The organism is Methylobacterium sp. CM6247, from assembly GCF_054817925.1.
On sequence record NZ_JBTXKX010000003.1, the window covers coordinates 1,149,962 to 1,168,862 of the forward strand.

General features: G+C 66.9%; 22 protein-coding genes. 15 read left to right on the plus strand and 7 right to left on the minus strand.

What is annotated here, in order from left to right; translation table 11 throughout:
- Positions 1 to 236 precede the first annotated feature (236 nt).
- The 3 genes from secB (at position 237) to hisS (ending at position 3,113) form a co-directional block, all read left to right on the plus strand.
- Positions 237 to 749: a protein-export chaperone SecB gene (secB, locus tag ACYQOP_RS06230; protein ID WP_056423082.1), complete on the plus strand. Its 513-nt coding sequence runs from the start codon at positions 237 to 239 to the stop codon at positions 747 to 749.
- A 233-nt stretch (positions 750 to 982) separates the two neighbouring features.
- Positions 983 to 1,468 (plus strand): DUF3429 domain-containing protein, encoded by a 486-nt coding sequence (locus ACYQOP_RS06235; protein WP_461221719.1) that lies wholly within the window; start codon positions 983 to 985, stop codon positions 1,466 to 1,468.
- Positions 1,469 to 1,574: 106 nt separating this feature from the next.
- A complete protein-coding gene (gene hisS / locus ACYQOP_RS06240; protein WP_461221720.1) occupies positions 1,575 to 3,113 on the plus strand; it encodes a histidine--tRNA ligase in 1,539 nt (512 codons plus the stop codon).
- A gap of 70 nt (positions 3,114 to 3,183) precedes the next feature.
- On the opposite strand, the gene ACYQOP_RS06245 is transcribed toward hisS, so the two are convergent.
- Positions 3,184 to 3,615, minus strand: a complete 432-nt coding sequence (locus ACYQOP_RS06245) for a MarR family winged helix-turn-helix transcriptional regulator (RefSeq protein WP_461221721.1) — start codon at positions 3,613 to 3,615, stop codon at positions 3,184 to 3,186.
- Between the two features lie 157 nt (positions 3,616 to 3,772).
- Here ACYQOP_RS06245 and ACYQOP_RS06250 point away from each other — a divergent pair, with 157 nt between their 5' ends.
- Positions 3,773 to 5,095 (plus strand): MFS transporter, encoded by a 1,323-nt coding sequence (locus ACYQOP_RS06250; protein WP_461221722.1) that lies wholly within the window; start codon positions 3,773 to 3,775, stop codon positions 5,093 to 5,095.
- Between the two features lie 13 nt (positions 5,096 to 5,108).
- On the opposite strand, the gene ACYQOP_RS06255 is transcribed toward ACYQOP_RS06250, so the two are convergent.
- Positions 5,109 to 5,645 (minus strand): L,D-transpeptidase family protein, encoded by a 537-nt coding sequence (locus ACYQOP_RS06255; RefSeq protein WP_207413077.1) that lies wholly within the window; start codon positions 5,643 to 5,645, stop codon positions 5,109 to 5,111.
- A gap of 267 nt (positions 5,646 to 5,912) precedes the next feature.
- Between ACYQOP_RS06255 and ACYQOP_RS06260 the strand changes: the two genes are divergently transcribed.
- Positions 5,913 to 6,599 carry a response regulator transcription factor gene (locus ACYQOP_RS06260; protein WP_461221724.1) on the plus strand — a complete coding sequence of 229 codons (687 nt, stop codon included), beginning with the start codon at positions 5,913 to 5,915 and terminating at the stop codon, positions 6,597 to 6,599.
- A gap of 3 nt (positions 6,600 to 6,602) precedes the next feature.
- Here ACYQOP_RS06260 and ACYQOP_RS06265 read toward each other — a convergent pair whose 3' ends face one another.
- Positions 6,603 to 6,824, minus strand: coding sequence for a hypothetical protein (locus ACYQOP_RS06265; protein ID WP_056423062.1), 222 nt, complete (start codon positions 6,822 to 6,824; stop codon positions 6,603 to 6,605).
- Between the two features lie 176 nt (positions 6,825 to 7,000).
- Between ACYQOP_RS06265 and ACYQOP_RS06270 the strand changes: the two genes are divergently transcribed.
- The 5 genes from ACYQOP_RS06270 (at position 7,001) to ACYQOP_RS06290 (ending at position 10,827) form a co-directional block, all read left to right on the plus strand.
- On the plus strand, positions 7,001 to 7,453 hold the full coding sequence (locus tag ACYQOP_RS06270; protein WP_207413087.1) for a cyclic nucleotide-binding domain-containing protein: 453 nt from the start codon (positions 7,001 to 7,003) through the stop codon (positions 7,451 to 7,453).
- A gap of 88 nt (positions 7,454 to 7,541) precedes the next feature.
- Positions 7,542 to 7,805, plus strand: a complete 264-nt coding sequence (locus tag ACYQOP_RS06275) for a YARHG domain-containing protein (RefSeq protein WP_056423056.1) — start codon at positions 7,542 to 7,544, stop codon at positions 7,803 to 7,805.
- 88 nt (positions 7,806 to 7,893) lie between these two features.
- Positions 7,894 to 8,736, plus strand: coding sequence for a 2,3,4,5-tetrahydropyridine-2,6-dicarboxylate N-succinyltransferase (gene dapD, locus ACYQOP_RS06280; protein ID WP_056423053.1), 843 nt, complete (start codon positions 7,894 to 7,896; stop codon positions 8,734 to 8,736).
- Between the two features lie 173 nt (positions 8,737 to 8,909).
- A complete protein-coding gene (locus ACYQOP_RS06285; protein WP_461221727.1) occupies positions 8,910 to 9,791 on the plus strand; it encodes an alpha/beta fold hydrolase in 882 nt (293 codons plus the stop codon).
- A gap of 145 nt (positions 9,792 to 9,936) precedes the next feature.
- Entirely contained in the window at positions 9,937 to 10,827 is an 891-nt protein-coding gene (locus ACYQOP_RS06290) for an acid phosphatase (protein WP_461221729.1), read from the plus strand.
- A gap of 190 nt (positions 10,828 to 11,017) precedes the next feature.
- Here the strand turns inward: ACYQOP_RS06290 and ACYQOP_RS06295 are convergent, their stop codons facing one another.
- Positions 11,018 to 11,761 carry a TerC family protein gene (locus ACYQOP_RS06295; RefSeq protein ID WP_461221731.1) on the minus strand — a complete coding sequence of 248 codons (744 nt, stop codon included), beginning with the start codon at positions 11,759 to 11,761 and terminating at the stop codon, positions 11,018 to 11,020.
- Positions 11,762 to 11,806: 45 nt separating this feature from the next.
- The gene (locus ACYQOP_RS06300; RefSeq protein ID WP_207414246.1) at positions 11,807 to 12,721 is read right to left on the minus strand and encodes a lipid kinase; all 915 of its coding nucleotides are present in this window, start codon (positions 12,719 to 12,721) and stop codon (positions 11,807 to 11,809) included.
- Positions 12,722 to 13,261: 540 nt separating this feature from the next.
- Here ACYQOP_RS06300 and ACYQOP_RS06305 point away from each other — a divergent pair.
- From ACYQOP_RS06305 to ACYQOP_RS06320, 4 genes are all read left to right on the plus strand, one after another.
- Positions 13,262 to 14,110: a hypothetical protein gene (locus ACYQOP_RS06305; RefSeq protein ID WP_461221732.1), complete on the plus strand. Its 849-nt coding sequence runs from the start codon at positions 13,262 to 13,264 to the stop codon at positions 14,108 to 14,110.
- 15 nt (positions 14,111 to 14,125) lie between these two features.
- The gene (locus ACYQOP_RS06310) at positions 14,126 to 15,589 is read left to right on the plus strand and encodes a thermonuclease family protein (protein ID WP_461221733.1); all 1,464 of its coding nucleotides are present in this window, start codon (positions 14,126 to 14,128) and stop codon (positions 15,587 to 15,589) included.
- 76 nt (positions 15,590 to 15,665) lie between these two features.
- Positions 15,666 to 16,658: an SPFH domain-containing protein gene (locus ACYQOP_RS06315; protein WP_056423036.1), complete on the plus strand. Its 993-nt coding sequence runs from the start codon at positions 15,666 to 15,668 to the stop codon at positions 16,656 to 16,658.
- Positions 16,655 to 17,089: an NfeD family protein gene (locus ACYQOP_RS06320; protein ID WP_419953218.1), complete on the plus strand. Its 435-nt coding sequence runs from the start codon at positions 16,655 to 16,657 to the stop codon at positions 17,087 to 17,089. The genes ACYQOP_RS06315 and ACYQOP_RS06320 overlap by 4 nt, the downstream gene beginning before the upstream one ends.
- Positions 17,090 to 17,128: 39 nt before the next feature.
- Here ACYQOP_RS06320 and ACYQOP_RS06325 read toward each other — a convergent pair whose 3' ends face one another.
- Positions 17,129 to 17,551 carry an organic hydroperoxide resistance protein gene (locus tag ACYQOP_RS06325; protein WP_461221735.1) on the minus strand — a complete coding sequence of 141 codons (423 nt, stop codon included), beginning with the start codon at positions 17,549 to 17,551 and terminating at the stop codon, positions 17,129 to 17,131.
- A gap of 281 nt (positions 17,552 to 17,832) precedes the next feature.
- Here ACYQOP_RS06325 and ACYQOP_RS06330 point away from each other — a divergent pair, with 281 nt between their 5' ends.
- Positions 17,833 to 18,360 (plus strand): MarR family winged helix-turn-helix transcriptional regulator, encoded by a 528-nt coding sequence (locus ACYQOP_RS06330; protein WP_056423026.1) that lies wholly within the window; start codon positions 17,833 to 17,835, stop codon positions 18,358 to 18,360.
- A 75-nt stretch (positions 18,361 to 18,435) separates the two neighbouring features.
- Here ACYQOP_RS06330 and ACYQOP_RS06335 read toward each other — a convergent pair whose 3' ends face one another.
- Positions 18,436 to 18,801, minus strand: a complete 366-nt coding sequence (locus ACYQOP_RS06335) for a c-type cytochrome (RefSeq protein ID WP_056249457.1) — start codon at positions 18,799 to 18,801, stop codon at positions 18,436 to 18,438.
- Between the last annotated feature and the right edge of the window lie 100 nt (positions 18,802 to 18,901).

Sequence of the window (18,901 nt, forward strand, 5' to 3'; positions counted from 1 at the left end):
CCATGCCGGAGGCCTCAGGGTCAAGAGCAGACCGCCGACTTCGGAGACGGCTCCGGTTCCTCGACCGGATCGACGTGCCTGCGGATCGCCTCCTCCCGCCCCTCGTCTTGTCCGGGGTGGCCCATCGTGTTAGCGCGCTGTGCTCTCGGCCCCGGCCCTGCGACGATCAGACGATACGCCGCGCAGTGGATCGCCGAGGTGGCCCAGTAGACCCCGCGAAAGAGGACGAGATCGCCATGGCCGATACCCCGGCACCGAACGGCAACGGCGCGGCTCCCGCCGAGGACCAGTCGCCCGCCATCAACGCGTTGGCCCAATACGCCAAGGATCTCTCCTTCGAGAACCCCAACGCGCCGCGCTCGCTCCAGCCGCAGGAAAGCGGCCCGCAGATCAATATCCAGGTCAACGTCAACGCCAAGCAGTTGGCCGAGGCCGATTTCGAGGTCGAGCTGACCCTGGAAGGCGATGCAAAGATCAACAACGAGGTGCTGTTCGCCTTCGAGCTGAACTATGCCGGCATCTTCCGCATGCGCAACATCCCCCAGGACCAGCTGCATCCGGCCGTGATGATCGAGTGCCCGCGCCTTCTCTTCCCGTTCGCGCGCCAGATCATCGCCGAGGCCGTGCGCAACGGCGGTTTCCCGCCTCTCTATATCGATCCGATCGATTTCGTGGGTCTCTACCGCCAGAAGGCCTTCGAGGCCCAGAACCAGCAGGGCAACACCCCGACCGGTCCCCTCGCCTCCTGATCCACGAACGAATCTGCCAAGGCATTTCCGCCTTCGATCCCGAGAACGCCCCGGCCGCCTTCAGCGTGCCGGGGCGTTCTCGTCTCGGGATACGAGCAAGCGGCAAGTCCACCTGTTGCACGTGAAAACAGCCGCGCTTGGCCTGCCGGCGCCGATCTCAAGCACGTCGCGCTCCGGAACTGGGCCACGGCGCGACGGTTGCCCGGCTGGGTGAATGGAGGAGCTCTCCCGGCATGAAGCAAGATGACAACCGCACGCTCAACGTGAGTGAGCCCCGTCGCGTGCCCTGGCTCAGCATCGTTCTCGGCTACGGGCCGATGGTGCCGTTCGCCCTCGGTGCGGCTTTCGCTTGGTGGCGGCGGGACGATCTCGGCGATGCGGTCCTCTACCTCACCATTCTATGGGGCTGTGCCATCCTGCTGTTTCTGTCGGGCGTACGGCGTGGTGTCAGCTTCCGCACCGAGGGTGGTCCGACCTTCATCCAGATCGCCACCATGTTCGGCCTGTTCGGCCTCGGTTTTCTCGCGCTCCTGTCCGCATCCCTCGGCCAGACAGTGGCGGCCCTCGCCCTTCTCATCGCCGGCTTCACCGCCGTGGCGATCCTCGATCCCATCGCCGCCCGTACCGGCGAGGCGCCGCTCTTCTTCGCTCGACTTCGCCCGCTGCAGATCCCCATCGCCATTCTCAGCTTATGCGCGCTGCTCGGCCTCAAGCTCTAACGACGGCACCCGGTGTCCCTCCCTTTGCCCGGCACGCTTGCCGCTCGGGAGCACCCGCGATAGAGCCCGCTTGACATCGACAGCCCGAACGCAAAGCGAAGACACCATGGCCAAGGCCGAATCCAAGAAGGCCGATCCCACGAAGGCCGACACGTTGAAGGCGCGCCTGCCGCGCGGCTTCGTCGACCGTCGCGCCGATGAGATCGCCGCCCAGCACCGGATGCTGGAGACGATCCGCCAGAGCTTCGAGCTCTACGGGTTCGAGGCGTTGGAGACGCCCTTCGTCGAATACACCGAGTCCCTCGGCAAGTTCCTGCCCGATCTCGACCGGCCGAACGAGGGCGTGTTCTCGTTCCAAGACGACGACGAATCCTGGCTGTCCCTTCGCTACGACCTCACCGCGCCTCTGGCCCGGCACGTGGCCGAACATTTCGACGCGATCCCCAAGCCCTACCGCAGCTTCCGCGCCGGCTACGTCTTCCGCAACGAGAAGCCCGGTCCCGGCCGCTTCCGCCAATTCATGCAATGCGATGCCGACATCGTCGGCGCGGGCTCCGTCGCGGCGGATGCCGAGATCTGCATGCTGATGGCCGACACGCTGGAAAAGCTCGGCCTGTCCGGCCAGTACGTCATCAAGGTCAACAACCGGAAGGTGCTCGACGGGGTGATGGAGGCCATCGGCCTCTCGGGCGAGGACAAGGCCGGCCAGCGCCTCACGGTTCTGCGGGCCATCGACAAGCTCGACCGCCTCGGCGTCGAGGGCGTACGCCAACTCCTCGGCGAGGGCCGCAAGGACGAGAGCGGTGATTTCGCTAAAGGTGCGGGCCTCGCACCCGACGCCATCGAGCGCATCCTCGCCTACGTCTCTTTCCAGGCCGCTCCCGACGCAGAGGGCGACCGGATGGCGTTCTGGGAGCAATTCTTCGGCTCGTGGAGCGATGTCGTCGGCTCGTCCGAGACCGGCCGTGAGGGCATCGCTGAACTGCATGCGATCATGCGGCTCTGTGCGGCGGCGGGCTATGGCCACGACCGCATCCGGGCCGACCCTTCGGTGGTGCGCGGCCTCGAATACTATACCGGCCCGGTCTACGAGGCCGAGCTGACCTTCCCCGTCACCAACGAGGAGGGCCAGACCGTGCGCTTCGGGTCGGTGGCGGGCGGCGGCCGCTATGACGGCCTCGTCGGCCGCTTCCGCGCCGAGCCGGTGCCGGCGACGGGCTTCTCCATCGGCGTGTCGCGCCTGTTCTCGGCGCTGCAACTGACCGGGAGCCCTCTCCTCGAGGGCACCGCGAAGCCCGGTCCGGTGGTGGTGCTGGTTCTCGACCGCGACAACATCGCCGATTACCAGCGCCTCGTAGCGCGCCTGCGCGAGGCCGGCATTCGCGCCGAACTCTATCTCGGTGGCTCCGGCATGAAGGCGCAGATGAAATACGCCGACCGGCGCGGCAGCCCTTGCGCCATCATCCAGGGCTCCAACGAGCGCGAGGCCGGCGAAGTCCAGGTCAAGGACCTCATCGAGGGTGCCAAGGCGGCGGGCGACATCGCCAGCAACGCCGAATGGAAGGCGGCACGCCCGGCCCAGTTCTCGGTGAAAGAAGACGAGATGGTCGAGCGCGTCCGCGAGGTGCTGGCGCGGCATTTCTGAAGGCGACCGGGACAACCGGAGGCTGGACCATGCGCGGTCCCGCCCCCGGATCACTCGCCCGCCGCCCCTCTCACGCGGCTGGTGACAGCTCCGTCCGCGCCAGGCTGAGCGCCGCCTGGCGCAGGTCGCCTGCCGGCACCGCTCCGTAGCGTTCCTCGAACGTCTGCTGCGCCTGCTCCCAAAGGGGAAGCGCGTCCTCCATTCGCTTCCGCCCCGCAGTGGTGAGGGTGAGGGAGCGCGTGCGACCATCCGGTCCGGGACCGACGGCGACGAGCCCGTCCCGCGTGAGGGGACGAAGAGCGCGTCCCATCGTGGTCCGGTCCATCACCATGATCTCCGCGAAGGTGTTGATGGAGATCGGCCCGACACGACCTAGGCTGCGCAACATTCCGTACTGGCTGGTCCGCAGGCCGGTGGGCGCGAGATGCTGGTCGTAATGCTGCGTCAGCCGCCGCGATGCCTGGCGTAGGGCGATGCAGTGGCACGGTGACGCCAAATCCATCGTGAGAAATCCTCGATATACGGAATCACGGGGTCTGGGGACGGGATGCTTGTCTAACGAGTGCATATGCGCCTAAGCAAGGCCGACCGCGTCGTGTTGCCGGGCTTGTTCGCCGGGTCGTCACGCCGAACCACCATGCGGAACCCGAAGAGGCCGTATGTCCATCACTGCTCCCTTCGGATCGTTATCGAACGCCGTCGCAGGGCCCCTCGCCCGCCGGAACGTTCATTACGGCTGGGTCGTCGCCGCCGTCACCTTCCTCACCATGTTGGTCACGGCCGGCGCCGTGGGTGCGCCCGGCGTCCTGATCCTGCCGCTTCAGAAGGAGTTCGGCTGGGACACGGCGACGATCTCATCGGCCCTGGCCGTGCGCTTCGTGCTGTTCGGATTGATGGGGCCTTTCGCGGCCCAGCTGATGAACCGCTACGGCCCGCGCCGCATCGTGCTCCTGGCGCTTCTCCTCATCGTCGGGGGGTTGCTCACCTCCCTCTTCATGAGCGAGGTCTGGCAGCTGGTCATGCTCTGGGGTGTCGTCGTCGGCATCGGCACGGGGCTTACCGCCCTGGTGCTCGGCGCCACCATCGCGACCCGCTGGTTCTCGCGGTCGCGCGGCCTCGTCGTCGGTCTCCTCACCGCCAGTTCGGCCACCGGCCAACTCATCGTTCTCCCGCTCCTCGCTGCCCTCACCGAGCATCTCGGCTGGCGTGCAGCACTCCTGGTGATCTGTGGACTCCTGCTCGCGGCGGGGCTCGCTGTCACGGCGCTGATGCGCGACCGGCCGGAGGAGATGGGCCTCGCCCCCTATGGCGAGACCGCCGTTACCGGCGCCGTCGCGCCGCCGGCCGTGAACGGCTCCGCCCTCGGGGTCCTGGCGGAGGCGTCGCGCACGGGCGTGTTCTGGGTCCTCTTCGCCACATTCTTCATCTGCGGAGCCAGCACCAACGGGCTGATCCAGACCCATTTCATCCCCCTCTGCGCCGATTACGGCATCGGCCCGGTCCAGGGGGCGAGCGTGCTCGCGGCGATGGGGGTGTTCGATTTCATCGGCACGGTGGCGTCCGGCTGGCTCTCCGACCGATACGACAACCGCTGGCTCCTGTTCTGGTATTACGGCCTGCGCGGCCTCTCGCTGATGTTCCTGCCCTTCTCCGACTTTTCCTTCGTCGGCTTGTCGGTCTTCGCCGCCTTCTATGGGCTCGACTGGATCGCCACGGTGCCGCCCACCGTACGGCTCACCGCATCCCGGTTCGGGCGCGAGAAGGCGAACCTCGTCTTCGGCTGGGTGTTCGCGGGCCACCAGCTCGGGGCCGCCACCATCGCCTACGGCGCCGGCCTGTCGCGCACGGCCTTGTCGAGCTACCTGCCGGCCTTCTTCGCCGCCGGCGCCCTGTGCATCCTCGCCGCCATCCTGGTCATGACCCTGTCCCGTCCAGGAGACCGGCGGGACGTCTCGCCCGCCGCCCTGCCGACGCGTGGGTAGCAGGATGCGGCCGTCAGAGGATCTGCAGCCGCGTACGCGGCCCGACGCGCCGCAGCAGGCGAACGAGATCGGCTCGCTTCACCGCCACGCAGCCCTCCGTCGGCAGGTATCCCGGCCGTGCCACATGCAGAAAGATCGCCGAGCCGCGTCCCGGCCGGATCGGCTGCCGGTTGTAGTCGAGATCGACGACGAGGTCGTAGAGACCGTCCTCCCGCCACATCCGTTCCGCGCTCACGCCGGGGGCGGGCAGGGTGATCGGGCGGTTGTAGCGCCGGTCGCGCGGGTCGTCGCACCAGCCGTCGTTCGGCCGCGTCGGGCGCAGAGCCAGGGCGGTGCGGGGGCGCGCGCCGAAATGGTCCGGCCGATAGGCCCCGGCCCGGAGGCGAAAACGACCGCGCGGGGACAGGCCGTCCCCTTCCCGCTTGACCTGCCCGATGCCGGAGCGGCCGAGCGCACAGGGAATGATGGAGCCCGCCATGAGAATCTGCCCGCGGGTCGGGTCACCCACCAGCCGGCGGACGCGGATGAGAGAGAGGGTCAGAGGGATCATGCCCGACTTATCGTCCGAACGGACCGGTTCCGACCAGCGCGTTCCTCGTCACGGCGCTCGATGGTCGCGCCGGCGAGAAACTTTTCGAGGCGTCGAGCCGTCGAGGATGTGCGAAGTCTGGCCCCGCCGCGAAGTCGTTCAAGGTTCTGACATAAAACATCCATCACTCTGCTGTTTTACGCTCGCGGCCGACGATTCGGCCATCTCTCAGGTTTTCGGGACCGGCCCGTCCGGTCTTCCCAGCTGCGTGTGAAAGTATCCCGGCCGATGTCGACCACCCATCGCCTGCTCATCTGCGACGACGACGAGTCTTTGCGCGAAACCTTGATCGAGCAACTCGATTTGTACGAGGAGTTCGTCATCGTCAGCGCGGAAGACGCGAAATCCGCCCTCGCCCGTGTGACCGAGGACCGGATCGACCTCGCGATCATGGATGTGGGCCTGCCGGACATGGATGGGCGGGAGGCGGTGCGGGCCATGCGCCGCAACGGCTACCGCGGACCGGTCATCATGCTGAGCGCGCAGGATTCGGAGGACGACATGGTGGAGGGCCTGGAGGCGGGCGCCAACGATTATGTCGCCAAGCCCTTCAAGTTCGCCGTGCTCCTCGCGCGGATCCGCGCGCATCTGCGCAGCCATGAGGCGAGCGAGGACGCCGTCTTCCAGATCGGCCCCTACACGTTCCGCCCCGGCGCGAAGCTCCTCGTCTGCGAGCGTGGCTCGAAGTTGAAGCTCACCGAAAAGGAGACCGCGATCCTGCGCTTCCTTTACCGTGCCGGCCGCGAAGTGGTGGGACGCGATACGCTCCTGGCCGAGGTCTGGGGCTACAACGCGCAGGTCACCACGCATACGCTGGAGACCCACATCTACCGCCTGCGCCAGAAGATCGAGCCGAACCCGGCCGTTACCGCCATCCTCGTGACGGAAGGCGGCGGCTACAAGCTGCTGCCCTGAGGATCAGGCAGCCGCGTTCGGCGCATCACCGCCGGACGTGTAGAAGGCCGCAATCTCCCGGATGAGGTCGCGCTGCTGCTCGTAGACGAGATCCGACAGGATTTCGTCGTCGTTGCGGTCGATGACCGACAGCAGGCGGATATCCGGATATTGGCCTTCGAAGAAAACCAGGACTTCGGATTGCGCATAGGGATCGTTCGGATCCAGGCAGAAGTGATTGGACACCGGAATTTCCGTCTTCGTCTTGCTTGAGAGACGCGTCTATCGACCGGTTTCATGACATCTGTTTGATCGACGCTCCGTCCCTGCGCCGGTGCAGCGCCGGATTTCCCCCTCGCCCGCCTTCGGCTAAGGCTTGATCCGCCGGAGGGGTCACCTCCGTCTTGAGGGAGCGCACGGCATTGGGGCTCGACGACGACATCGCGATCCTGGCAGCCGCGCCCCTGTTCAGCCACATGGCGCGCGATGCCCTGAGACTCCTCTCCTTCGCCGCCGAGCGCCGCAGCCTGACGGCGGGCGACGTCCTGTTCGCCCGCGACGAGCGCAGCGATGGCGGGTTCGTCGTCATGTCCGGAACGATCGAACTGGCGCCCCGCGTGGCCGGGGCCGAGCCCGTCCGGGTCGGCCGTTCCGCTCTGATCGGACAGATGGCGCTGTTCCTGCGCGGCGAGCGCCCCACCGATGCCCATGCCGTGACACCGGCGGAGGTCGTCCGAATCACGCCCACGCTGATGCGCCGGGTGCTCGAGGAATTTCCCGACGCGGCCGAGACGATCCACGCCACCCTCGCCGACGATCTGGATGCGTTGGTGAAGGGGCTCGACGGCGTCCGCGCCAGGATCGATGCGTTCTAACGGCCGATCGGCGCGCTCCGAGATCTGGCGAAACCGGCACGGACGGGCCACAAGCCTTCAGGTTCTCACACCTGCCCAGGAAGTGCCCATGCGTGCCCTCGTGATTCTGTGCCTCGCTCTCCTGCCCGCCGCCCCCGCCCTGGCCGCATCCCCCTGCGACGAGCTCTGGGGCGAGCGCAACGCGGTCTATGCGGAGGCCGGCTACTGCTTCAAGACGCAGCGGGCGATCTCGGCCTTCGGCAACGTCAATTGCCGCTTCTCCGACATCCGCGACGTCCCGCTCTCTGCCCGCGACCGGGCGAAGGTCGGCGAGATCGTGCGGGAGGAAACCCGTAACGGCTGCCGCGAGTGAGCCTGCATCTCGCCTGACGCCCCGAGGTGACAGGCCGGGCCGCCTTTTGTAAGCACGGCCCTTCCCCCTAACCGACCGGAACGCCGACATGTCCCACGCCGATCTCTCCACCACCATCGAGACCGCTTGGGAGGAGCGTGCCGGCATCGACGTCTCGACCAAGGGCGCCGTGCGCGACGCCGTGGACGAGGCTCTCGATCTTCTCGATACCGGCAAGGCCCGCGTGGCCGAGAAGGTCGGCGAGGAATGGCAGGTCAACCAGTGGCTCAAGAAGGCGGTGCTGCTGTCCTTCCGCCTCAACGACATGGAGATCATCCATGGTGGACCCGATGGCGCCAATTGGTGGGACAAGGTGCCATCGAAGTTCGAGGGCTGGAAGAAGAAGCATTTTCGTGAGGCCGGTTTCCGGGCCGTGCCGGGCTGCTTCGTGCGCCGTGGCTCCTACATCGCGCCGGGCGCGGTGCTGATGCCCTCCTTCATCAATCTCGGCGCCCATGTGGGTGAGGGCACGATGGTCGACACCTGGGTGACGATCGGCTCCTGCGCGCAGGTGGGGAAGAACTGCCACATCTCCGGCGGCGCCGGCATCGCGGGCGTACTCGAGCCGCTCCAGGCCAACCCGGTCATCATCGAAGACAATTGCTTCATCGGCGCCCGCGCCGAGGTGGCCGAGGGCGTGATCGTCGGTGAGGGCAGCGTGCTCTCCATGGGCGTCTATATCGGCGCGTCGACGAAGATCATCGACCGGTCCACGGGCGAGGTCATGTATGGCCGCGTGCCGCCCTATTCGGTGGTGGTCTCGGGCACGACGCCCGGCAAGGACCTGCCCGACGGTACGCCCGGCCCCGGCCTCTACTGCGCCGTCATCGTCAAGCGCGTCGATGCCGGCACCCGCTCCAAGACCGCCATCAACGAGCTGCTCCGGACCTGAGACGCGCTCGCATTAGACGCAGATCGGCACTCTCCTCTTTCCCATCGAGGAAAGAGGGGAGGCGGACGCTCGTCATCGGCCCTGGCGCGACACCGAGCCGGCCTATGCGGCAGCGACCGGCGCGTTAGATTTCCGGTCCGATACAGACCGTCCCGGATGAGGCGTTGCCAGCGATGATCGAGCCTGCCCACTCCACCCGTGGCTTTCAGCTCGACGTGCTGGAGCGCAAGGTCCCGACGCCGTGCGACATCGTCGGGAGCGGCCCGGCCGCTCTGCTCCTGCCCGCCCTGTCGTCGATCTCAGCACGGGCGGAGATGCGGCCCCTGGCCAAGATCCTAGGCCACGACTACCGCTGCCTCATTCCCGACTGGCCCGGCTTCGGCAACCATCCGCGTTCCCGCATCGCCATGGAGCCGGAGACTTTCCATGCCTTCATGGATTCGCTGATCGCAGCCGTGCCGGGCCCCTACGCCATCGGCATCGCGGCGGGTCATGCGGCCTCTTATCTCGTGGCAGCCGCCCAACGGCATCCAGGCCAGTTCGACCAGCTCGCTCTCGTCGCTCCCACATGGCGTGGACCGCTGCCCACCGCGCTCGGCGACGCGCGCCGTGGCTGGCTCTCGGGGATCCGCAAGGCCATCGAGCTTCCGCTTCTCGGCGAGGCGCTCTACCGCATCAATATAAGTCCCCCGGTGATCGGCCGGATGATGCGCGCGCATGTCTATGCCGATCCGGACCACGTCACGCCGGGCATCATCGCCGACAAACATGCCGTGACGCTCCAGTCGGGTGGCCGGTTCGGCACGGCGGCCTTCGTCACCGGAGGGCTCGACCCGTTCAAGGCCCGCAAGGACTTCCTGGCCCTGTTCGAAGCCGAAGGGCTTCCGCCGATCCTGGTCCTGCGTCCCGAACGCGCCCCACGCCGGTCCGGCGCCGAGATGGACGCCCTCATCGCCGCCGGCCATGTAGCCAAGGCTTCGGTTCCGGGGGCCCTCAGCCCGCACGAGGAATATCCGTGGGAGGTCGCCGCCGCGATCCGCGCGGGCATCCGTTAGGGGGATCCCTCAGCCGTCGAGGGGCACATTCGTTACGGAATGGCGAAATGTCATGCGTTTCGAGTGCCATACGAGTGTCGTTCAGGAACCCTATGGCTCTCCTATCGCTTGCCATTCCCGACGCATTTCACCCTGAGCCGCTGCCATGTCTCCTCTGCTTCCCGCTCTCGCGTCGCTTGCCTTCACGTCCTGCGCCTTCATGGCGGCTCCCGTCATGGCGCAGGCGCCCAAGCCGAACCCCGCCGACACCAAAGCCACGAGCGGAAAGCCTCGTTCGGCGCCAGCCGTCGCAGCGACACCGTTGACGCCGGGGATGCCGGCACGCGCGCCCTATCTGTCCGACGCCACAGCACCCGATACAGTCGCGATCCTGCCCCCGCCCCCGCGGGGTCAATCGGCTGCCGAAACGGCAGATAAGACCATCTTCTCGGCGACCCGCGCCCTGAAGGGTAGCGCGCGCTGGGAACTCGCCACGGCGGATGTGGCGGACGGCCCCTCGGCCATCCTCGATGATTTCGCCTGCGTACTCGGGCGCAAGATCGATCAGTCCCGCTCGCCGGCCCTGATGACGCTGCTCGAACGCACGCGCCTCGATATCAGCCGGGCCACCCGCCCACTCAAGGAACATTACCGCCGCCTGCGTCCCTTCGTCGGCAACGACGCGGAGATCTGCGTGGCGCGGACCCGCGAACTCGGAGACGCGTTCAGCTTCCCCTCGAGTCACGCGACTCAAGGCTGGGCCTACGCATCCATCCTCGCGGCCCTGGTGCCGGAGAAGGCCACGCAGTTCTTCCTGCGCGGCAAGGCTTACGGCGAGAACCGCATCGTCTGCGGCGTGCATTGGGCCAGCGACGTGGAGGCCGGACGCACCACGGCCAGCGTCGTCATCAGCGCGCTCCAGGGCGATGCGGGCTTCCGGGCCGATCTCGAAAAGGCACGGGTGGAGATTGGAAAAAACCTCTCGCAAGAAGGCTTGCCACCGGACGCGGCGATCTGTGCCCGCGAGACCTCGGCCCTACGCGAGCCGATCCTGTAGGCGGTCACGAAGACGCGTCAGCGACCTGCGACGTTGGCCGCTGACCGTCAGCCAGCTGCGTAGGCAAGCGAGCGAAGTTTCAGCCCATCCGCCAAGACCGATCGATGATCGAACGAAGAAAGGCCCGACCGTTATCCCGGTCGGGCCTTTCTTCGTTTTCCCGTGAAACGGAAGGGGAGGGGCTTTGCCCCTACCCCGCGCTGGTCTTGCCGCGCTTCCGGCGCCGGGCGAGGAGGTTGAGCCCCTCGACGCCGGCCGAGAAGGCCATAGCAGTGTAGATATAGCCCTTCGGCACATGGGCGCCGAAACCTTCCGCGATCAGCGTCATGCCGATCATGATGAGGAAGCCGAGAGCCAGCATCACCACGGTGGGGTTGGCGGCGATGAAGCGCGCCAGCGGGTCGGCTGCCAGCAGCATGACGGTGACGGCCGTGATGACGGCGATCACCATGATCGGCACATGATCGGTCATGCCGACAGCCGTGATGATGCTGTCGATGGAGAAGACGAGGTCGAGGACCAGGATCTGGCCGACAGCGGTGGCGAAGCTCAGCGCCACCGGGGCGGACGCGTCCTCGTGGCCGTCGTCGGGATCGACGGTCTCATGGATCTCCTTCGTCGCCTTCCATAGCAGGAACAGGCCACCGCCGATGAGGATCATGTCCCGCCAGGAGAAGGCCTTGCCGAAGATCTCAAAGACCGGCTGCGTCAGGTGGACGATGTAGGCGACGGTGCCGAGCAGGCCGAGGCGAAGGATCAGAGCGAGGCCGATGCCGATGCGGCGGGCCTTGGTCTGCTGATGGGCCGGCAGCTTGTTGGTGAGAATCGAGATGAAGATCAGGTTGTCGATACCGAGCACCACCTCCATCACGATGAGGGTGGCGAGCGCCACCCAGGCGGTCGGGTCGGCGGCGAGTTGAAGAAGCGAATCCACGGGGAGAGAACCTCGAACGTCGTCAGGTCGGAAAGCGGTGGAAGATCAGGATGCGGCGGGCACGATGCCGGGACGCTCCGAAGGTTCCGGCGCGAAGATCCGGAGGGCCTTGGGCACGACCTTGAAATGCGCCGGCGTATAGGTGGAGAGTTCCCCGTCGGTGTTCACCGGACGAGGCTTCTTCGTCTTCACTACGATCTCGGTGGTGTTGAAGGCACGAACGTCGGCGGCTTTGCCCTGGGTGCCCCGACGGAGGGCCGGCAGCAGCGCGATGAGCCGCCACCAATGAGTGACCTCCAGGCTGTAGAAATCGAGCTTGCCGTCATCGACGGTGGCGGTCTCTTCCACGGTCATCCCGCCGCCATAGTGGCGCCCGTTGCCCACCGAGACCTGGATCGTGGTGATGGTCTCGGTCAGTCCGTCATGTTCGAGATAGACCGTGAAGGGACGTACCCGTCTGAGGACGCGCATGGCCGCGATGGCGTAGCCGAGCGTGCCCCATTTCTTCTTCGATTCGGCAGTGAGGTCACCCGCAAGATCGGCGGAGAAGCCGATACTCGCGACGTTGAAATAGTAGCGGCCGTTGACCCAGCCGAGATCCACCGCCTGGGGCTTCGCCGTGCCGATGAGCTCGGCGGCTTCCACCGGGTCGGTGGGCAGGCCGAGGGAGCGGGCGAGGTCGTTGGCGGTGCCGAGCGGCAGGATCCCCAACGGTAATCCGGTCTCGACCAGAGCGGGGGCGGCCGAATTCATGGTGCCGTCGCCACCGCCAAGGATGACGAGATCGCACTCCTTCGCGTGACGCTTGATCACTGCCGTGCAATCGGGATCGCCCGGCGGCTCGAAGGGCTCGATGCCGGCGGCGCGCAGGGAATCGCGCACGGCGTCGAGGGAAAACGAGCCGTTCCGAGCGTTCGGATTGACGAGGAGGAGGGCCCGGCGAGTGGATGCGGCACTCATGAGGCCACCTCCGAAAACGAGCATCCCGAGATGCCGCAAAAGATCATCGATACAACCACGTGTGTCAGAACCCCCCGGTGCGTTCGCGCCGCGTCAGCGCAAAGGCAGAGAAGGAGTCCGACATCGCGGCCGACGCCTCGGCCGCCAGAGGGGCCCGGACCCGTCAAGCTCTCAAGAGGTGGGCGCTCTCGCGAGGATGGCAAGAGGTCATGCCCAGGAGAACGGCTTCAGGAGATCGGCGGCAACGCCCCGGGGACAGGATGCTCCCAGGGAGAGAGCGTGCCTGCAACTTCGGCGGAGAATGTCGGCCAACCGTTGGGAACAACGGGCATAGCGCGGGGAACGGGGGCTGACCCGACCGGTCGGCGCGGCGGTATGCTAGGTCTCTTGCCGGGGCGAGGTCCTTTGGCGAACGACCCGGTTCGACGCGGGCAACCGAACACCCGACCCTGACGTTTCCCTTCGACGTTTTCCTTCGGCCGGGCGCTCTGATGCGGTCGTGCCCACCTTCCACGTCGTTCGCGACAGCGGTGAGATGCCATGCACCACGGATTGTTCTCCACCTGCTCGGCCGCCCTTCTCGTGGCCCTGGTCTCTACGGTCAGCGCCGAGGCGCAGGGGCGCCCGGCCTGGGTCGACCCCCCGGCCAAGGCCGATGTGAAGCCCGAACCCAAGAGTGAGGCGAAACCTGTCTCCCCTCAGGCGGTGCAGGAGGCCCCCCAGAGCAGTCCGGCCCAGGCGGCGAAGCCCGAGACCACGACGCGCGCCGCATCCGTCGCGGAGAGAGGCGCGGAGGCACCGCGGCGGGCTCGTCGTGGCACCCGCCACGCCGAGACCAGGCATTCCCCCCGCCGGCTCTCGCAAGTTCCGCCGAATGCGCTTCCCCTCACCGTCTCCCCCGGCGCACCGCCCCCGAGCTTGGCGATGGCCTCCGAGGATCGCTTTCCCGAATGGGCACGCAAGGCCCAAAGGCTGAACGAGGATTATCTCGACGCGATCTCTGAGCCCGGCGATGGCATGGTCGCTGCAGCACCACGCTTCTACGCCGATCATGTCCGCTTCCACGGTCGCACCCTGTCGCTGACGGCGGTGATGGCGGAGAAGCGCCGCTTCGTCCGACGCTGGCCGGACCGCCGCTACGTGGTGCAGGACGGCTCCCCGCGCACTGCCTGCAGTGTCAACACGAGCAGCTGTATCGTGCGCTCGACCTTCGATTTCCGTGCCGCGAACCCAAGGAACGGTGCCCGCTCGCAGGGCGTGGCGGAACTGACCCTCGAGATTTCGTTCGCCGGATTACGCCCGGTGATCGTGTCTGAGTCGAGCCGCGTCCTGCGCCGCTTCGCACCTGGACCGCTGAGTGCGGCCGTATCGACACGGCATGGTGCCTGAGCCACAGTCGAACCAATGATCGCGACCGCCCCAAAGACACGCGCAACGGACACGTCACGCGCCGCCGACAAGACGCGCGCCACCGGCAAGGCTTCGAAAACGAATCCGTCCGACGAGGCCGAGGCTCCGGCCATTGTCGCTGCTCGGGCTGCCCGAGAGGCAGTCAGATCCCTGATCGATGCGGAGATCCGGCGCCAGAACGCTTTCCCGGTGGCCCGGCGGACGCTTCAGCTTTTGGCTGAGGCCGTGGTCGAGCCGACATCCGCTCCGCCCTTCTACCGAATCGTCGACCGTTCCGGGACACCTCGGCAGGGCGAGACCGGCCCCCTGACCTTATCGGAGCTGTTCGCCGAATTGCGGGAGCGTCATGGGGCACTGTTCGTGCCGGTGCCACCCGAACCCGTGGCGGACGTGCCGCCCGAGCCCACCGCATCGGACGAGATCAAGGCAGCCACGTCCCGGTTCGTGGAAACGCAGTCTGAGCTGGCCCGCTCCGTGATGGCCCGTTCGGTCGCCAGGGGAAGGTCCGCCGCGGCTGCGGTCTCGGCGACCCTGGCGGGCACTTTGAACAACGTCCGCCACTCCCTGGCCGATCGCCCGAGCGACGGGCAAGGCGCCGGGCCGCAACCGAGTCTGCGCGAGCGCGGCATGCGCATCGGGGCCTCCTTCGGCGACAGGGCCCGCGAGACCGTCGCCATCGCTCGTGAGCGTCTCTCGGGCCTCGCTGCAAAGAACGGCACGACGTCTCCTCTGGCGACCCCAGGCCAAGGAGCGCAACCAGCCCGCTGGCCCGGGCTGCTCGCCCGCGCCGGTGACCGGGTCCGTCGCCTTCGGCGGGATGACGGCACGATCCTGACCCGGCCGAGCGTGCTCGCAGGCGCGGGACTGTTTGGCAGCCTCGCCCTCATCTTGCTCCTCACCCAGGGCGGTGGGGAAGACAGGCCGGCCTCCGCACCGGATGCGGAAGCTCCGCGCCAGGAAACGAGGGCACAGGATTCGGCCCCGCCGACGCAGCCGCCCCAAACGCAGCAGGCCCAGAACCAGCCATCCACCATGACCAACCCGCGTGAGACCGTTCCGCCGGCGACGCCCCCCGGGATTCCCGCCGAAGAGCCGAGCCCGCCCTCGGCCGAGGAGAGCCGGGCCAATCCCCCACAGCCGTCCAATGCCGTCACCGGCAAGACCGAAGTGATCGACACCGCAACCCTGCGCGTCGGCGGCAAGCTCGTTCGCTTGTTCGGTGTGGAATGGGTCCGTGGCGGGCAGCCGGAGGAACTCACCCGCTACCTCGCCGGCCGCCCGGTAACGTGCCAGCCGGTCGCCGGAAGTGCGGCCTATCTCTGCGCGGTGGAAGGCCGCGACCTGTCCGAAGTCGTGCTCTTCAACGGCGGTGGCCGTGCCTCCTCGGAAGCCACTCCCGATCTCGTCGCCGCCGAAGACCGTGCGCGGACGGAGCGCCTCGGAGTTTGGGCGCGCTGACGCGAGGATGATTCACCTTGCATAGGGGAAGACGCTCGGCCTCAATGCCCTTCCTTGAAGGGATGTGGGGACAGGCATGGATCTCTCGATCGGGTTGAGCGTGGTGGCGGTGGCGCTCGTGATCCTGGTGGTCGTCACCCTAGCCATCGGCATCAACGTGATCCCGCAGGGCCACGTCTACACGGTGGAGCGGTTCGGCCGGTACTCGCGCACCCTGGAATCCGGGCTCGGCCTGATCGCACCGTATGTGGAGCGGATAGGCCGGCGCGTGAACGTGATGGAGCAGGTCATCGAGGTGCCGAGCCAGGAGGCCTTCACCCGCGACAATGCGGGGGTGAAGATCGACGCGGTGGTGTTCTACCAGGTGCTCGACGCGGCCAAGGCGTCCTACGAAATTTCGAACCTCGAAACCGCGATGATGACGCTGACGATGACCAACATCCGCACCGTCGTCGGCTCCATGGACCTCGACCAGCTGCTGTCGCACCGTGACGAGATCAACGAGCGCCTGCTCCATGTCATGGACGCGGCCTCCTCGCCCTGGGGCGTGAAGATGACTCGCATCGAGATCAAGGACATCCTGCCGCCCGCCGATCTCGCCGGCGCCATGGCGCGCCAGATGAAGGCCGAGCGCGAGAAGCGTGCCTCCGTACTCGAAGCCGAGGGCCATCGGCAGGCCGATATCCTGCGCGCCGAAGGGCGTAAGCAATCCGCCATCCTCGAAGCCGAGGGCCGGCGCGAAGCTGCCTTCCGCGACGCGGAGGGGCGCGAGCGCAGCGCCGAGGCGGAGGCGCGCGCGACCGGCCTCATCAGCGCGGCCATCTCCGAGGGCGATCTGGCGGCGGCGAACTTCCTGGTGGCCGAGAAATACGTGGACGCGATCAAGGCCCTGGCGACAGCGCCGAACCAGCGGGTGGTGGTGGTGCCGATCGAGGCGGCCTCCCTCGCGGGCACCCTGGGTGGCATCGCCGAGATCACCCGTAGCGTGTTCGGCGAGGGAGCGGCGCAGACGCGCAAGAGCTCCGGCCTCCCGCCCAAGGTCGGGCCGAGCAGCGGAAGCTCCTCGTGAACCTCGACATCCTGAGCGCTCTGGGGCCGGTCTGGACCTGGGTCCTGATCGGGCTGATCCTGATGGGAGCGGAGCTCGCGATCTCGGGCGTGTTCCTGGTCTGGCTCGGCATCGCGGCCATGATCACGGGGCTGGAGACAGCCCTCGTGCCCATGCCCTGGCAAGCTCAGATCCTGTTCTTCGCCGGCCTCTCGGTGGGGCTCGTCATCCTCGCGCAGAAGCGGATGGCCGGACGGCCCAACAGTCTCAATCGGGGTGCGAACGGGCTGATCGGCCAGGAGTTTCGCCTCGATACCGCCATTACCGAAGGGGTCGGGCGGATCAGGGTGAACGACACCGTGTGGCGCGTCTCCGGTGCCGACGCACCGGCCGGCACCCGGATCCGGGTCACCGGCATCGAGGGAACCGTCCTCATCGTAACGACGGCCTGACAGCCGGAGGAAGACTCCTCCGGCTTCGCTCGGGCAGGTTCAGGCGACGCTGATATCGACCTGGATGTTGCCGCGAGTGGCGTGGGAATAGGGGCACACCACATCGGCGCGCTTCACCAGATCCTCGGCCTTGTCCCGCTCGATGCCCGGCAGGGTGGCCTTGAGGGTGACGACGAGACCGAAGCCTTCGCCGTCGTCGCGCGGGCCGATGCCCACCGAGGATTCGACCTTGGCGTCCTCGGGGATCTTCAGCTTGTCCTTGGCGGCGACGAACTTGATCGCGCCGAGGAAGCATGCGGCATAGCCGGTGGCGAAGAGCTGCTCGGGATTGGTGCCGTTGCCGCCGCCACCACCGAGTTCCTTCGGCGTCACGAGGGTGACATCGACGGCCTTGTCGTCGGTGGAGGCCGAACCTTCACGGCCGCCGGTGGCGTGGGCATGAGCGGTGTAGAGCGCCTTCATCGGGGGTACTTTCTGCTGGGTATGAAATAGGGATTGCGTCTGGAACGGGGGTTCGGCGAGGCTTCGTTCCTTTAACGAAGAAATCTTCGCCACCACTGATCCGCGGGTGAGCGAAACTCGGTTGCGCGCAACTGATATTCCATATGGCACCAAACCCGATTGCGCGCAACCATGATGCGGAATTACCGCGAACGTTGGTGACCATTCCGCATTATCAATTAGATAGGGTACTCGGCTCGGACCCGACACCGTACCCGACCGACATGAAGGAGGCCGCACGAATGGCGGGCCGGACCACCACGCAGACCTCTGAATCCCAGGACGTCCCGGTCGCCGAAAGGGGGGTCGACGGCCAGCTTTGCTTCGCGGTCTATTCTGCGGCTCACGCTTTCGGTCGTGCCTACCGTGCCCTGCTGGCCGCCCATGATCTGACCTACCCGCAGTACCTCGTCCTCCTCGTCCTCTGGGAACAGGAGGGGCTGACGGTGAAGGAGATCGGCACGCGCCTATTCCTCGATTCCGGAACGCTCACGCCTCTTCTCAAGCGGCTGGAGACATCGGGCCATGTCCGCCGCGCCCGCGACCGGGCCGACGAGCGCCAAGTGAGCATCTTCCTGACGCCGAAGGGCCGCGAACTGCAGGGGCGGATGGATTGCGTGCCCGGCCTCGCCGGCGCCTTGACGGGAATGTCGGAGGAGGCACGGCACGCGCTCCTCGAATCCCTCGTGATGCTGCGCGGCGCGCTTCACGACAACGTGGCCGACGCCATGGCGGAAACCGTCGTCTCCGGGCGAGGGGCAAGGGCATGAAAAAGGCCGCCTCCCCTGCGGGGAAGCGGCCTCTCGATCGCTGATTCCGATCCGGCTGAGGATCGGGGAACGCTCTCAGTTCTGGGTCTTGAGGTAGGCGATCACGTCGGCGAGCTTCTTGTCGTCCTTGAGGCCGGGATAGACCATCTTGTTGCCGGGCACCTTCGCCTTCGGGTCCTTCAGCCACTCCTTGAGGTTCGCCTCGTCCCAAGTGATGCCCGAGCCCTTGAGAGCGGCCGAGTAGCTGTAGCCCTCGTAAGTGCCGGCCTTGCGGCCCACGACGCCCTTCAGATCGGGGCCGACGCCGTTCTTCACGAAATTGTGGCAGGCCTTGCAAGGCGCGAAAGCCTTCTCGCCGGCTGCCGCGTCGCCGGCTTCCTGAGCCTGGGCGGAGATCGGGAGCATGAGCGCGAGGGCGGCGCCGAGGATGAGGTGACGCATTATGATTTTTCCTCCATTGGGCAGCATGAGCCAGCCGAGCTTATGGCAGAGCTTTTGGTTTTAGAACAGATCGAGACTGGGAACGTTCCAAACTCGCCTC